Origin of the sequence: Stenotrophomonas sp. BR163, assembly GCF_047520985.2 — a bacterium.
Lineage (GTDB): Bacteria > Pseudomonadota > Gammaproteobacteria > Xanthomonadales > Xanthomonadaceae > Stenotrophomonas > Stenotrophomonas sepilia.
The window spans coordinates 54673-69739 of record NZ_JAXBRE020000014.1 but is presented as its reverse complement, the minus strand read 5'-3'; the positions used below and the strand labels follow the sequence as shown (position 1 = coordinate 69739).

Below are 15067 nucleotides of genomic sequence, written 5' to 3'. Positions count from 1 at the left end.
GAGCCCATGCTCGGCTGGCCGGCAGCAAGCAGCCGAGCATGGGCTCGGCTCTACATGCATTCACAATTTGCTACACCGGCCCGGCTAGGCTGGTTTTCCACCGAGCGCGGCCGGGTGACAAACCCGGCAACTTTCGGCACTGTCGGGGTGTCTGAACACTCTGCAGTCTCTCCCTTGGCAAGGCGCCTTCGAGCACGTCAATGAAATTCAAAGCCCCCGCATTCCTGATGGCCCTGGCGCTGGTCGCGCCGCTGGCGCTGGCGGCCAAGGCCGACTCGCCTGCATTGCCCGCTGCGGCAACTGCCGATCAGGTGACCACCTCCAAGCTGGTGTATGGCCTGTTGTCCGACAGTCGTTACGCCTACCGCCCGCGTGCGCTGGACGAGGCCACCTCCAAGGACGTGTTCAAGCGCTATCTGGAGACGCTGGACGGCGCCAAACAGTATTTCACCCAGGCCGACGTGGCGCGCTTCGCGCCCTTCGAAGCCAACATCTCCTCGGCCATCCGTGGCGGCGAACTGGAACCGGCGTTCCAGGTGTTCGCGGTCTACAAGCAGCGTGTCGGCGAACGTGTGGCCTTTGCGCGCAAGCTGCTCAAGCAGGAGCCGGACTTCACCACCGACGAGCGCTTCGAGTACGACCGCAAGAAGGTGCCGTGGGCGGCCAGCAGCGCCGAGCTGGATGAGCTGTGGCGCAAGTCGGTGAAGAACGACTGGCTGCGCCTGAAGCTGGCCGGCAAGAAGCCGGACGATATCCGCAAGACGCTGGACAAGCGCTACGCGACGCTGGAGAAGTCGGTCAACGAGCTGAAGGGCGAAGACGTCTTCCAGTTCTTCATGAATTCGTACACCAGCGCGGTTGATCCGCACACCGATTACTTCACCCCGCGCACGGCCGAGAACTTCAACCAGGCGATGTCGCTGTCGCTGGAAGGCATCGGTGCGCAGCTGCAGCGCCAGGACGACGTGGTGGTGATCCGCGAGATCATCGCCGGCGGCCCGGCTGCGGTGGACGGCACGCTGAAGCCGGGTGACCGCATCGTCGGCGTTGGCCAGGGCAAGTCCGGCCAGGTCGAGGACGTGATCGGCTGGCGCATCGACGATGTGGTGGCCAAGATCCGCGGCGCCAAGGACACCCAGGTCAAGCTGGAGTTCATTCCGGCTGCCGAAGGTGCCGACGGCAAGCACCACACCCTGGTACTGACCCGGCAGAAGGTGCGCCTGGCCGAACAGGCCGCCAAGGGCGAGACCATGACCATTCCGGCCGCCAACGGCGAGCCGGCACGGAAGATCGGCGTGATCAAGCTGCCGACCTTCTACCAGGATTTCGAAGGCCGCCGCCGCAACGCCGCCGACTATGCCTCGGCCACCCGCGACGTGGCCAAGCTGCTGGCTGGTTTCAAGAACGACAAGCTGGACGGCGTGGTGCTGGACCTGCGCAACAACGGCGGCGGTTCGCTGGATGAAGCCATCGAGCTGACCGGCCTGTTCATCGAGCAGGGCCCGGTGGTGCAGGTGCGCGAGTCCGGTGGCCGCGTCACCGTCAACAGCGACCGCAACCAGGGCGTGGCGTGGGATGGCCCGCTGGCGGTGCTGATCAACCGCGGTTCGGCTTCGGCCTCGGAGATCTTCGCCGGTGCGATCCAGGATTATGGTCGTGGCCTGGTGATCGGTGAAACAAGCTTCGGCAAGGGCACTGTGCAGAACATCGTCGACCTCGACCGTTGGCCGAGTGGCGAGACCCAGCGCTTCGGCCAGGTCAAGCTGACCATCGCCCAGTTCTTCCGCATCAGCGGCAGCAGCACCCAGCACAAGGGCGTGGTGCCGGACCTGGCCTTCCCGGCCAGCGTCGATGCCACCGAGTTCGGCGAGAGCACCTACGATAACGCCCTGCCGTGGACCCGTATCGCCGCCGTGCCGCACACCCAGTACGGCAACTTCGCGCCGCTGCTGCCGAAGCTGGAGGCCCGCCACGACGCGCGAATCGCCACCGACAAGGAATTCCAGTGGTGGAACGAGGACGTGCAGCAGTTCCGGACCGAGGCGGCGAAGAAGTACATCTCGCTCAACGAGGCCACCCGTCGCGCCGAACGCGAGCGCCAGGACGCCCAGCGCAAGGAACGCCAGCTGCAGCGCAAGGAGCTGGGCCTGGCCCTGGACCCGCTGGCCGATGACAGCAGTGATGATGGCCTGACCGGCAACGAGCGCGACATTGTGAAGGATGCCGCCCGCGAGAAGGCCGCCGAAAAGCGTCCGGACCCGCTGCTGCGCGAGTCGGCCTCGATCCTGGCCGACGCGGTGAACCTGCTGGCCAATGACCGTCCGCTGTCGGCCCAGGTGCTGCCGCAGTCCACCGGCGCGGGGCGCTGGGCGGACTGAGCCGGAGACGGCGCGCGACATCCGCAGGGGCCGGCATTGCCGGCCCCTTTCTGTTTGGGAAGCCCATTCCCGGTCGCGCCGGGCCATGCCCGGGCCAGTGAAGTGCCGCAAACGACTTGATCCCCTCCGTCCCCTTTTTGCGTGCATGAACCGGGAGCAACGTGGGGGGCCATATCGACCTGCCGCACACGGGGGCGGGACTACCCTTGGTGCTTCCGTTCTCGCAGGAGTACCCATGCGGGCCTCCCGTCTTTCCAGCGCTGCCGTGGCCTGCGCCAGCGCCTTGATCCTTTCGGCCTGTGGTGGCCGCGCCGCCGACAGCACCGTGCTGCGCGAGTCTTTCGATTCCGGCGATACCTTCTCGCGCACCGTTGAGGGACGCCCCGGCGAAGCCTGCGAGGCCGCGCGCCGCACGCTGCTCAGCCAGGGCTATGCCATCGCCCGTTCAGATGATGCGCAGGTGGAGGGCAACAAGAACTTCCAGCCGCGCGAGGATGACCATGAGCAGCTGGTGCTGCGCATCTCCTGCGCCCCGCGCGGCAGCCAGACGCTGGTATTCGTCAGTGCAGTGCAGGACCGCTACGCGCTGAAGAAGAGCCCGACCTCGGCCAGTGTCGGTGTGGGTGCGCTGGGCTCGGTGTCGCTGCCGTTCGGCAGCAACGACGACTCGCTGGTGAAGGTGGCCAGCAGCACGGTCACGGATGCCGAGTTCTATCGTCGCTTCTTCCAGCGCCTGCAGCAGTATCTGCCGGCCGCGGCGGGCATGCCATCGCCATCGCCGGCAGCGGCGCCGGAACCCGCACCGGCGGTCACGGATCAGGGCTGAGTGTGCGCGGCAGGTGGCTGATTGCAGCCCTGCTGCTGGCGCCCGCGTGGGTCGTGGCAGCGCCATCCCCGGACTGTACGCAGGGCCTGCTGCAGCGGTTGGGGTGGCGCTTCGAAGAAGCGTCCCTCACCGCGCCGCAGGTGCGCGGTGGTCCGGTATGTACGCGTGCCTCGCTGGCTGATTCACAGGCGGCCGGCGACCTGCAGGTGCGGTGGCCGGCGGCGCTGCCCGCTGCCGCTCGGCAGGCACTGCTGCAGCAGCTGCTGGATGACCCCGCCACCGTCTGCGCCTATGCCTTCGAGCTGGGGGCGGCCACGCGGCGCGCGACTTCGGCATTGCAGGGCAATCCCACGTTCCGCTTCTCCGGCCCGCAGCTGGGATGGATCGGCTTCGGATTGCAGGGCGCACCGGCACAGGGTTGGCAGCGTACGCGCAGTTTCGGTCGTGGCTTCGTGCCCCGCGCGGGCAACAGCCATGCGTTGCAGGCGTTCTACAGCGGTGCCGTGCGTGCCGAATGCGGTGTCGGCCGCCAGGTCGCACAGCTGGCCACCCAGCGCGAGCTGTATGGCGATGCTGCGTTCGACACCGGGTTCGCAGCGGAGGAACTGTCGATCGGCACCTTCCTCGCGCTGCACGACACCGACAGCATCCTGCTCGGCGCGCATGCGGGCGACCTCTTCGCCGATGGCAAGGCGGTGCGCACCTCGGCGATGGGGCGGCAGGCGTTCGTGGGCGTGCCCGGTTTCATCGAACATGTGTACGACAAAGGCACGCTGGACGACCTGAGCAACCAGGCCGAGAACTTCGTGGTGGTCGAGGTGGGCGAGGGCGCTGCGCAGGCGCTGGCGCTGCACGCCGGCCTGGCCTGGTACGACCAGCGCAATGCCGAGCTCTGGAAACTGGCGCAGGACATCCCGCGCATCGGCCAGCGCTATTTCGAGCGCCTGCTGTTCGAGCGCGATCCACAGCTGCGCGCACACCTGGCGCCGCGCTACCACGCGGCTCTGGTGCGCATGGATCAGCTGCTGGACGATCCGTTCTACCAGCAGTTCGTGATCTACGTGCATCCGCGCGGTATACGTCCTATCGGCTACCACATCGTCCGCCTGCTCGATCGCAACCCGAGAACGCCGTTTTCGATCGACCTGGCGGTGCACAATCTGCATACCACGCTCTACCGGCGTTGGCGCGAGGCGCAGCTGCGCCACTGCGCGGCTACCGGCAGGCCAGGCAGCCTGACCCTAGACCCCAACTGAAGGTGAAACAATGGATATTGCAATGATCGGCCTCGGCCGCATGGGCGCCAACATGGCCCAGCGCCTGCATCGCGGCGGCCACCGCGTGGTCGGCTACGACCCGGGCGAAAGTGCGCGCCAGCGCGCTGCAGAGGCCGGCCTGGAGGTGGTTGATTCGCTGGCCGCCGCCGTGGCCGCGCTGCCGGTGCCGCGCGTGGTGTGGCTGATGGTGCCGGCGGGTGAAACCGTCGACCAGACGCTGGGACAGCTGACCCCGCACCTGGCCGAGGGTGACATCGTCATCGACGGCGGCAACTCCAACTACCAGGACTCGATCCGTCGCGCCAGGGCGCTGGCGGAGGATGATCTGGGCTACGTCGACTGCGGCACCAGCGGCGGCGTGTGGGGCCTGCAGGAAGGCTACAGCCTGATGGTCGGTGGCGAAGCGTCGGTGGTGGAGCAGATCGCACCGCTGCTGCGCACGCTGGCTCCGGCGGAGGATCGCGGCTGGGCGCGTGTTGGTCCATCCGGCGCCGGCCATTTCACCAAGATGGTCCACAACGGCATCGAGTACGGGATGATGCAGGCCTATGCCGAAGGCTTCGCGCTGATGGAGCGCAAGCAGGAAATGGAACTGGACCTGGCCCAGGTCGCCGAGGTGTGGCGCCACGGCAGCGTGGTGCGTTCGTGGCTGCTGGACCTGAGTACCGAAGCACTCAAGCGCAATCCGTCGCTGGATGGCATCGCGCCATACGTGGAGGATTCCGGCGAAGGCCGCTGGACCGTAGCCGAAGCCATCGCATTGGACGTGCCGGCACCGGTGATCACGCTGTCGCTGCTGGAACGCCTGCGTTCGCGCGAATCCAATTCGTTCACCGACCGCCTGCTGTCGGCGATGCGCAATGAATTCGGCGGCCACGCCATCAAGAAGTCGTAAGCACTGCGGTGGGGTCAGAGCCCTTCGGCGTTGCCGAAGGGATCCGACCCCGGGCAGATCAGGGTCGGATCCCTTTCCGCAGGAAAGGGTTCTGACCCCATGCAGCCAGTCGAGCATGGCTCGACTCTACAAAAGCCTTCTCCGATCGTTGCCACGTCATCCACGCGTGGCGTGGATCTACTGGTCAGTGCAACGCGATCCGCCGGCCTTCGCGCGCGCTGTCCATGCCGGCCTGCAGCAGCCGCATCAACTGCAATGCCTGCATCGGGCTGACCGTCGCTTCGCCGTCGCCGTGCATCGCCGCCGCGAACTGCGCATACAACCGACGATAGTCGCCGGGCAGGTTGTCGACGGTGCTGCGCAGAACATTGTCTTCTGCATCACAGTGCACCAGTTCGCCATGCCGGGGATCGATGCCCCATCCGGGCGCACCCGGCGCTACGCCTCGGCGCAGCTGGGCCTCCTGCACATCCAGGCCGTACTTGATCCAGCTGGCCTTGCTGCCATGCACGCTGAAGTGCGGGGCAGGGGCAGCCACCAGCGAACCGGCGTGCACGATGGCGCGATGCCGCGGGTAGTGCAGTACGGCGTGGAAGTAGTCGATGCCGGCGCCACCTTGGCGCTGCACGGCCAGATCCGCATCAATGGCATCGGGCCAGCCGAACAGCACCAGCATCTGGTCCAGCAGGTGCGGGCCGAGGTCGTACCACAGGCCACTGCCTGGCCCGTCCTGTTCGCGCCAGCGGTCGCGCACCTGCGGCCGGTAGCGGTCGAAATGCACATGGCATTCGGCCACCTCGCCCAGTGTGCCTTCGTACAGCAGCGCCTGCAGCGTGAGGAAGTCGGCATCGAAGCGCCGGTTCTGGAACACGGTGGCGATGCGGCCGGCGTCGCGTGCTGCGGCCAGTACCGTTTCCGCTTCGGCCACATCCAGCGCAAAGGGTTTGTCGACCAGCACGTGCTTGCCGGCGGCCAGCGCGGCCATCGCCAGCGGCGCGTGCTGTTCGTTCGGCGTGGCGATCACCACCGCATCCACCGCTGGATCGTCGAACACGTCCTGTGGCGTTGCACGCACGTGTACGTTGCTGAACGTGCGCAGCAACGTGTCGCGCTGCGAGCTGACGATGCTGTGCAGGGCCAGGCCGGGCGTGTGCTGGATCAGCGGCGCATGGAAGACGCGGCCGGCAAGGCCGTAGCCGATCAGGGCCAGGTGCAGGTCGGGGCGCATGGCAGAGCTCCGGCAGGGGGGAAGGGCAGGGTAAACGACAGATGCGGACAGCCCAAAACTGAACCGTTTCCATTGGAAACGCTTCGATTCACGGCGGCATGACCGCGGCGCCACGCCTGCTCTACGTGCGCTTGTCCAGACTGGCAGCACATCCCGAAGGAGAACGACACGATGAGCAATACCACTCGCACGCTGATTGCTTCTGCCCTGACGCTGGGCCTGGCACTGTCCTCCTCGGCCGCCTTCGCCAAGGACCCGGCCGCGAAGAGCCCGCCGACCACCAGCGCACATCCGGCTACCCATGCGGATCGCCATGATTCCAACGAACCGGTGACCGACAGCTGGATCACCACCAAGGTGAAGGCGGACCTGCTGACCAGCAGCAACGTCCCGGGCACCGAAATCAAGGTGGAAACGGTGAACGGCGTGGTCAGCCTGAGCGGCACCGTGGCCACCCAGGCCGAGAAGGACAAGGCGGTCACCACCGCCAAGGGCATCAAGGGCGTGACCCGCGTCGATGCCGCCGCATTGAAGGTCAGCGCTGCCGCCAAGCGCTGAACCGGTTGGGCGCCCCCGCGTGGGGCGCCCGCTGACCTGTAGAGCCGAGCCATGCTCGGCTGGAACTCCAAGGCAGCCGAGCGTGGGCTTGGCCCTACAGGTCTGATTGCCAACCCGTTCAGCCGACCGCGCTGGAAATTCCAGAGTTGTGACCGCCTGCGCTATATTGCCGGTTCCGCCGCAACCGGGCTCGACCCGGCCAACGCGTCGCGGCAGAGCTGACGAGGAACTATGGCGCTGGTTTTCAGTGACGACATCTGGGACCGCTGGCGGTTGCCGGCCTTGGCGCTGGCCGCCGCCGCGATCATCGTGGTGCCGTGGTTGACCCTGCGTAAACTGCAGCAGGACAGCGAACAAGCGATGGCCTGGGTCAACCACACCCAGGCCGTGGGCGTGGCACTGCAGCAACTGCAGGCCGATGTGCGCGATGTTGAATCGGCCGCTTTGACCCTGTCCAAGGGCGTGGATGCCCCCGGCCTGCGCGAGCGCATGGCCCGGGCCGATGAAATTCCCGGGCGCCTGGCCGAACTGGGCCGGATGACCCGCGACAATCCCGACCAGCTGATCCGCATCGGTCGGATCGAATCGATGCTGGAAGGCCGCATGACACTCGCCCGCGAGCTGGCCAGGTCCGAGCCGAACAGCGACCAGCGCGAGCTGGTGCAGGACCTGAGTACGCGCTATCCCATCCGCGGGCTGGTGGAAGAACTGCAGGCCAGCGAGCAGAAGCTGCTGGCGCTGCGCGCCGAGCAGGCGGCGCGCCAGCGCAAGCAGACCGAACTGGTGTCGTGGAGTTCGCTGGTGATCCAGCTGGCGCTGCTCGGCCTGGTGCTGTGGCTGCTGCAGCGGCAGATCGGCCGTCGCCTGCATGCGGAGCGGCAATCGCTGCGCTCGGCTGCACGTGCGGCGTCGGTGCTGCAGACCGTGCGCGAACCGATCGTGCTGCTCGACCGCGACCTGCGCGTGCAGCTGCACAATCCAGCATTCGCTGAGCTTTACGGCCTGCAGGACGAGCGCGCCGACGGCCTGCTGCTGGAAAACGTTGGCGACAACGCCTGGCAGGACCCGGTGGTCCGGCAGCGCCTGGCCGACGTGCTGTCGCGCGGTCGCGAACTGTGGGACTTCGAGCACGAGCAGCGCACCGCTGACGGCGTGGTGCGCTACATGCTGCTCAACGCGCGGCGCATGCCGCTGCCCGACAGCGATGACGAGGTGGTGCTGCTGACCATCAGCGACGTCACCATGCAGCGCGCAGTGCAGCTGCGCGTGGAAGAGCTGAACCGCCAGCTGGAAGGCAAGGTTGCGCAGGTATCCGAGGTCAACCGCGAGCTGGAGGCCTTCAGCTATTCGGTCTCGCATGACCTGCGTGCACCGCTGCGCCACGTGGCCGGATTCTCCGACAAGCTGTCGCGCCACCTCGGCGATCAGGCCGATGACAAGAGCCGCCACTATCTGGACGTGATTTCCAGTTCGGCCCGGCGCATGGCAGCGTTGATCGACGACCTGCTGGTCTACTCGCGCCTTGGCCGCGCGGCGATGCGGCAGCAGGCGGTGGACATGCAGTCGCTGGTGGCCGACACCCGGGCCATGCTCGATTCCAACCTGCAGGCCGAGGCCGAGAATAGCGGCCATGTGCACCAGGTGGAGTGGAACATCGCGCCGCTGCCGATCGTGGTGGGCGACGAGAACATGATCCGCCAGGTCTGGCTCAACCTGCTCGGCAACGCAGTGAAGTACTCGGGCAACCGCGAGCCGGCGAAGATCCGCGTTGACTACCAGCAGCAGCCCGACGGCGGCCATCAGTTCACGGTCAGCGACAATGGTGCAGGCTTTGACATGGCCTACGCCGGCAAGCTGTTCGGTGTGTTCCAGCGCCTGCACAAGGCCAGTGACTATCCGGGGACCGGCATCGGCCTGGCCAGCGTGCGCCGCGTGCTGACCCGCCATGGTGGCCGTATCTGGGCCGAGGCCGAACCGGACGTCGGCGCCACCTTCCACTTCTACCTGCCCCCCGCGACCGACGCGGACAAACAAGGTCCTTCTGCATGACGACTCTGCGCACCATTCTTCTCGCCGAAGACAGCCCGGCGGATGCCGAAATGGCGATCGACGCCCTGGAAGAAGCGCGTCTGGCCAATCCCATCGTGCACGTCGAGGACGGCGTGGAAGTGATGGACTACCTGCTGCGCCGCGGTGCCTTCGCCAACCGCGAGGAAGGCTTGCCGGCGGTGCTGCTGCTGGACATCAAGATGCCGCGCATGGATGGCCTGGAAGTGCTGCGGCAGATCCGCGAGCACGAAGAACTCAAGCGGCTGCCGGTGGTGATCCTGTCGTCCTCGCGCGAGGAAAGCGACCTGGCCCGCAGCTGGGACATGGGCGTGAACGCCTACGTGGTCAAGCCGGTGGACGTGGACCAGTTCTTCGGCGCGGTGCAGACCCTGGGCAAGTTCTGGGCGTTGATCAACCAGGCACCGGAACTCGAGTGAGCCCATGCCCCTGACCGGTCCCGCCCTGGGGGCGCTGCGCATCCTGCTGGTGGAAGACTCACCGGAAGATGCCGAGCTGATGTCCGAACAGATGCTCGACGCGGGCCTGGAGGCCCGCTTCGAGCGTGTCGAGAGCGAGGCGGAACTGCGCCAGGCACTGGCGGTTTTCCAGCCGGACATCGTGCTGTCCGACCTGAGCATGCCGGGGTTCTCCGGTGACGACGCGCTGCGCATCGTGCGCGAGACCTCGCCGGAGGTGCCCTTCATCTTCGTCTCCGGCACGATGGGTGAGGAGAATGCGGTGGCGGCGCTGCAGAAGGGCGCCAACGACTACATCATCAAGCACCAGCCTGCGCGCCTGCCTTCGGCGGTCGCGCGTGCGATCCGCGATGCACGCAGTGCGGTCGAGCGCGCACGCGTGGAAACCGAACTGATGCGTGCGCAGCGGCTGGAAAGCCTGTCTCTGCTTGCCGCCGGGCTCAGCCACGACCTGCGCAACATCCTGCAGCCGTTGCTGATCATGCCGGACCTGCTGAAGGCCCGCACCGAGGATCCGCAGCTGCACCATCTGGCCGACGTCATCGCCGAGTGTGGCCGCCGCGGCCACGAGATGGCCGAGTCGATGCTGTCGTTCGTGCGTGGTTCGCGCAAGCCGAGCGAGCGCATCGAGATCGATGGCCTGTTCGATGCGGTGGCGCTGCTGTTGCGCAGCAACGTGCCCGATGCCGTGCGCCTGGAACTGCAGGTGCTGGACGAAGGCCTGGTAGTCGACGCCAACTACACTGAACTGCAGCAGGTAATGCTGAACCTGGCGCTCAACGCGATCCAGGCGATGCCCAACGGTGGCCGCCTGAGCCTGACCGCCAGCCATGCCGGCCAGCGCGATGGCGTGGACTGGATGCAGATCTGCGTGTCCGACGAAGGCATCGGCATGGATGCGGACACGCTGTCGCACCTGTTCAATCCGTTCTTCACCACCAAGGCCGATGGCACCGGCCTGGGCCTGATTTCCTGCAAGCGCATCGTCGAAGGCGCCGGCGGCAGCATCCATGTCAGCAGCCAACCAGGGCAGGGCACCTGCTTCGAGCTGCGCTTGCCGATGCACGAAGCCAGCGACGGCAGCGAGCCGATCGAGCAGCTGGTGGCCCTGGGCAGCGGCCAGTCGATCCTGGTGGTCGACGGCGAAGCCACGCGCCTGTCGCTGCTCGGCAACGCGCTGTCCAGCCAGGGGTATCAGCTGCAGCTGGCCTCCGATGGCCCGGCGGCGCTGCGCTGGATGCAGCAGGAGGCGATGCCGGCGCTGGTGATTGCAGACGCCGGCTCAAAGCTGCTGCCGGCCAGCCAGCTGCTGGGCGAGATGGCTGCGCTGGGCTATCGCGGCCCGGCGCTGGTGCTGGAGGACGCGGCGGTGGCGGTGCCTGCCGATGCCTTCCCGGCAGGCGTGGACGTCCATGTACTGCGCAAGCCGCTGCAGATGCAGCAGGTGTTCCGGGCAGTGGCCGAGGCGCTCGGCTGATGCCGCTGGGGTTCAGTAGAGCCGAGCCTATGCTCGGCTGGTGTTTGCATTGACCTCGACAGCCGAGCATGGGCTCGGCTCTACAGGGCGGTTTCCCAGGGGAACCGCGGCAGCGCGTCCACCGCCTGTTCCAGGCGCCGCGACCAGTTCTGGTGGATGTCGGCATACAGCGTGGAATCCGCGCCCAGCCGCAGTTGCTGGCCGATGCGCAGTTCACCGTCGCGCAGCAGCGCCAGGTCGATCGGCAGGCCTACCGACAGGTTGGAACGGATGGTGGAGTCCAACGAGACGATCGCCGTGCGGGCGGCATCCTCCAGGCGCGTGGCGGGGCTGAGGATACGGTCGAGGATCGGCTTGCCGTACTTGGATTCACCGATCTGCAGGTAGGGCGTCTCCGGCGAGGCGGCGATGGCGTTGCCGAGCGGGTAGATCATGTACAGCCCAGGCCGCTCACCGGCAATCTGGCCGCCGAAGATCAGCGTGGCCTGGGTATTGACCCCATCGTGGCCATGTTCACTGTGGCTGCTGTGCACCTGGCTGTCCACCAGCAACTGGCCAACGTACTCGGCAGCTTCGAACAGGTGGGTCATGTCGTGCAGATTGGGTGAGCGCCGTTCGTCGGCATCGCGGCCCAGGCGCGACACCAGCAGCTGGGTGGTGGCCAGGTTGCCAGCCGCCATCAGCACGTAGGCTGCCTGGCCGGGATATTCGAACACGTGCAGCTTGCGATGCACGCGTACATCGTCCAGCGAGGCATTGGTCCGGGTGTCGGCAGCGAAGACCAGGCCCTCGTCCACCTCGATTCCAACGCAATAGGTCATGTCGGTGCCCTATCATGTGCGTCCCGGATTGTAGGCAGGCCGCCGTGACGACGGCATGTCCACGCCCCCATCGCTGCCACCTGAACCGCATGACGACCGTGCTCCTGAGCCTGGGCAGCAATGTCCAGCCCCGCCGCTACCTCCACGCCGCGGTGGCGGCCCTGCGCGAGCGCTTCGGCGCGCTGCAGGTCTCGCCGGCCTACCGTACCGCCGCGGTCGGCTTCGACGGCCCGGCCTTCCTCAACAACGCGGTGGCGATCGAGACGGACTTGCCGCTGCAGGAACTGGACGACTGGCTGCATGCGCTGGAGGATGCGCACGGCCGCGACCGTAGTGGGCCGCGCTTCTCCGACCGGACCCTGGATATCGACGTGGTGTTCTACGGCGACCTGGTGGTGGAAGGTCCCGGCCACCTGCGCATTCCCCGTCCCGAACTGAAGCATGCCTTCGTGCTGAAGCCGCTGGCCGATATCGCGCCCGACTTCATCGATCCGGTCAGCGGGCTGGACCTGGCCACGCTGTGGCGCGCGCACGCGCAGTTTGGCGAGGCGTTCGAGGTGGTTGACCTGGATTGATGGAGGTTGCCGGCAGCGGCCGGCATGACCGGTAGCGCCGGCCGCTGGCCGGCAACCTCTCAGCTGACCGTGCGCCCGCCATCCACGCGCAGCGTGTGGCCGGTGACGAAGCTGGCTTCGGCCACCAGCCAGTACACCGCTTCGGCGATCTCCTCGACCGTACCGATCCGCGCCAAAGGCGTGCGCGCCAGCAGGGCCTCGCGGGCGAAATCGTCCTTGCCCTGTTCCGGCCACAGGATCGCGCCGGGCGCCACCGCATTGACCCGCACCTTGGGCGCCAGCTCCAGCGCCAGCGAACGGGTGGCCATCTCCAGCGCGGCCTTGGCCATGGTGTAGGCGATGTGGTCGCGCATCGGGTCGGTGCCGTGCAGGTCGGTCAGGTTGACGATGCAGCCCTGCTGGCGGCGCAGGTACGGCGCGGCCGCCTGTGACAACAGCAGTGGCGCGCGCGCATTGACCGCATACAGCTCGTCCATCGCCTCGGCGGTGACCTGGCCGAGCGGGGTGGCATAGAAGTTGGAGGCGTTGTTGACCAGCGCGTCCAGGCGGCCGAAGTGGGTAACGGCCTGTTCCACCAGGTCGGGCAGGGCGTCGGCGTCACGCAGGTCGGCCTGCAGCGCAAGCACGCTTCCGGGCCGCACGTTGTCGAAATCGAACGCGGCCTGCTGCAGTTCGGCGCTGGAGGTGTTGGCATGCAGTACCACCGACCAGCCACAGGCGTGGAACTGGCGGGCGATGGCCGCACCGATCCGGCGCGCGCTGCCGGTGATCAGGACCACGGGGTGGGTATCGCTCATCGAGGGTCCTCCAAGGCTCGGCTATCCTGTGCACCATTGTCACCGCATTCGAAGACGCCATGCAGCCCACCTTCCCCCTGCCCGAAGCCGATGCCCTGGCCCACAGCGACCAGCTGGCGGCCGCCCTGCGCGCCGAAATCCTTGCGCAGGGCGGGGCGATGCCGTTCTCGCGCTTCATGGAGCTGTGCCTGTACACCCCCGGCTGGGGCTACTACAGCGCCGGCGCCAGCAAGTTCGGTGGCAGTGGCGACTTCACCACCGCACCCGAGCTCGGCAGCCTGTTCGCCGGCAGCGTGGCCAATGCGCTGGCGCCAGTGTTCGCCCAGCTGGGCGCGCAGGCCCGCATGCTGGAACTGGGCGGCGGTACCGGCGCCTTCGCCGAGGCCGTGCTGCTGCGCCTGGCCGAACTGGACGCGCTGCCATCGCGCTACGCCATCCTCGAACCCAGCGCCGACCTGCGCGAGCGCCAGCAGCAGCGCCTGCAGCAGAACCTGCCGGCCGAGTTGGCCGCGCGCGTGGACTGGATCGACCGCCCGTTCGACGAGGACTGGGAGGGCGTGGTGTTCGCCAACGAGGTGATCGACGCGCTGCCGACCCCGCGTTTCCTGATCCGGGACGGCGAGGTCTATGAGGAAACCGTCGAGCTTGATGGCGAAGGCAACTTCATCCGTGGCGCGCAGCCGGCTGACATCCTGCTCAACGGTGCGGTGCGCCACATCGAGCGCTACCTGGAAAAGCCCTTTGCCGACGGTTACCGCTCCGAGGTGCTGCCGCAGCTGCCGTACTGGCTGCAGGCAGTGGCTGGCGGCCTGCAGCGTGGTGCGATGCTGTTCGTCGATTACGGTTACAGCCGCAGCGAGTTCTACCAGCACGACCGCGACGATGGTACGGTCCGCGCGTTCTACCGCCACCACGTGCACAACGACGTGCATCGTTGGCCGGGCCTGCAGGACATCACCGCGTCGGTGGATTTCACCGCGATGGCCGAGGCGGGCATGCACGGTGGTTTCGAGCTGGCGGGATACTGCAGCCAGGCCAGTTTCCTGCTCGGCAACGGCCTGGACCAGGTGCTGCTGCTGGCCGAAGAGCGTACGGATGAGGTCGGCCGCATCCAGCTGCGTGACCAGGTGAAGAAGCTGACCCTGCCGACCGAGATGGGCGAGCGCTTCCAGGCCATCGGCCTGCAGCGTGGTGTCGATTTCGAGCCGGCGTTCGAACTGGGCGACCTGAGCTGGCGCCTGTGAGCAGTGCGTTGCCGCTGATCAAGCCGCTGCGGCGGCAGCGGCTGTGGACCGCGCTTTGGACATTGGCGGTGTTGCTGGTGATCGTGGTCTGCCTGATCCCACCACCGCCGATCCCGCTGCCGGAAAACAGCGACAAGGGCGAGCACTTCCTCGCCTACTTCCTCCTGGCCGGCAGCGCGGTGCAGCTGTTCCGGCCGGGGCGCCCGCTGCTGTGGGTGGGCGTGGGGCTGGTGCTGATGGGCGTCGGCATCGAGTTCGCGCAGGGTGCGCTGACCAGCAACCGCATGGCTGATCCGATGGATGCGCTCGCCAACACGATCGGCGTGTTGGCCGGCATGGCCACGGCACTGACCCCGTTGCGCGATCTGCTGATGCGCTGGCGGGGCTGAGGTTCCTGTAGAGCCGAGTCCGTGCTCGGCTCCCTCCCGAAAGGCAGCCGAGCATGGGCTCGGCTCTACAGTAGATC

Annotated in this window: 14 protein-coding genes; 11 read left to right on the top strand and 3 right to left on the bottom strand. The window is 67.2% G+C overall.

Annotated elements, in window-relative coordinates; translation table 11 throughout:
* Positions 1-200: 200 nt before the first annotated feature.
* From ACM0PY_RS13055 to gnd, 4 genes are all read left to right on the top strand, one after another.
* Positions 201-2378, top strand: a complete 2178-nt coding sequence (locus ACM0PY_RS13055; RefSeq protein ID WP_005419368.1) for a carboxy terminal-processing peptidase — start codon at positions 201-203, stop codon at positions 2376-2378.
* Between the two features lie 235 nt (positions 2379-2613).
* Entirely contained in the window at positions 2614-3204 is a 591-nt protein-coding gene (locus ACM0PY_RS13050; RefSeq protein ID WP_111201874.1) for a DUF2242 domain-containing protein, read from the top strand.
* Between the two features lie 17 nt (positions 3205-3221).
* Positions 3222-4460 (top strand): hypothetical protein, encoded by a 1239-nt coding sequence (locus ACM0PY_RS13045; protein WP_111201876.1) that lies wholly within the window; start codon positions 3222-3224, stop codon positions 4458-4460.
* Positions 4461-4470: 10 nt separating this feature from the next.
* Positions 4471-5376: a phosphogluconate dehydrogenase (NAD(+)-dependent, decarboxylating) gene (gene gnd, locus ACM0PY_RS13040; RefSeq protein WP_134971141.1), complete on the top strand. Its 906-nt coding sequence runs from the start codon at positions 4471-4473 to the stop codon at positions 5374-5376.
* Positions 5377-5560: 184 nt separating this feature from the next.
* Here gnd and ACM0PY_RS13035 read toward each other — a convergent pair whose 3' ends face one another.
* Positions 5561-6604 carry an oxidoreductase gene (locus ACM0PY_RS13035; RefSeq protein ID WP_134971143.1) on the bottom strand — a complete coding sequence of 348 codons (1044 nt, stop codon included), beginning with the start codon at positions 6602-6604 and terminating at the stop codon, positions 5561-5563.
* 171 nt (positions 6605-6775) lie between these two features.
* Here ACM0PY_RS13035 and ACM0PY_RS13030 point away from each other — a divergent pair, with 171 nt between their 5' ends.
* The 4 genes from ACM0PY_RS13030 (at position 6776) to ACM0PY_RS13015 (ending at position 11164) form a co-directional block, all read left to right on the top strand.
* Entirely contained in the window at positions 6776-7162 is a 387-nt protein-coding gene (locus ACM0PY_RS13030) for a BON domain-containing protein (RefSeq protein WP_053498227.1), read from the top strand.
* Between the two features lie 231 nt (positions 7163-7393).
* Positions 7394-9211 (top strand): sensor histidine kinase, encoded by a 1818-nt coding sequence (locus ACM0PY_RS13025; protein ID WP_111007681.1) that lies wholly within the window; start codon positions 7394-7396, stop codon positions 9209-9211.
* The gene (locus ACM0PY_RS13020; protein WP_005411057.1) at positions 9208-9648 is read left to right on the top strand and encodes a response regulator; all 441 of its coding nucleotides are present in this window, start codon (positions 9208-9210) and stop codon (positions 9646-9648) included. The genes ACM0PY_RS13025 and ACM0PY_RS13020 overlap by 4 nt, the downstream gene beginning before the upstream one ends.
* A gap of 4 nt (positions 9649-9652) precedes the next feature.
* Positions 9653-11164, top strand: a complete 1512-nt coding sequence (locus ACM0PY_RS13015; RefSeq protein ID WP_005419354.1) for an ATP-binding response regulator — start codon at positions 9653-9655, stop codon at positions 11162-11164.
* 80 nt (positions 11165-11244) lie between these two features.
* Here ACM0PY_RS13015 and ACM0PY_RS13010 read toward each other — a convergent pair whose 3' ends face one another.
* On the bottom strand, positions 11245-11985 hold the full coding sequence (locus ACM0PY_RS13010; RefSeq protein WP_180885273.1) for a proteasome-type protease: 741 nt from the start codon (positions 11983-11985) through the stop codon (positions 11245-11247).
* Positions 11986-12074: 89 nt separating this feature from the next.
* On the opposite strand from ACM0PY_RS13010, the gene folK reads away from it, so the two are divergent.
* Positions 12075-12560, top strand: coding sequence for a 2-amino-4-hydroxy-6-hydroxymethyldihydropteridine diphosphokinase (gene folK / locus ACM0PY_RS13005; protein ID WP_053498221.1), 486 nt, complete (start codon positions 12075-12077; stop codon positions 12558-12560).
* A gap of 59 nt (positions 12561-12619) precedes the next feature.
* On the opposite strand, the gene ACM0PY_RS13000 is transcribed toward folK, so the two are convergent.
* On the bottom strand, positions 12620-13357 hold the full coding sequence (locus tag ACM0PY_RS13000) for a pteridine reductase (protein ID WP_005419347.1): 738 nt from the start codon (positions 13355-13357) through the stop codon (positions 12620-12622).
* 59 nt (positions 13358-13416) lie between these two features.
* Between ACM0PY_RS13000 and ACM0PY_RS12995 the strand changes: the two genes are divergently transcribed.
* Positions 13417-14601: a class I SAM-dependent methyltransferase gene (locus ACM0PY_RS12995; protein ID WP_235646795.1), complete on the top strand. Its 1185-nt coding sequence runs from the start codon at positions 13417-13419 to the stop codon at positions 14599-14601.
* Positions 14598-14990 (top strand): VanZ family protein, encoded by a 393-nt coding sequence (locus tag ACM0PY_RS12990; protein ID WP_134971145.1) that lies wholly within the window; start codon positions 14598-14600, stop codon positions 14988-14990. The genes ACM0PY_RS12995 and ACM0PY_RS12990 overlap by 4 nt, the downstream gene beginning before the upstream one ends.
* The last annotated feature ends 77 nt before the right edge of the window (positions 14991-15067 follow it).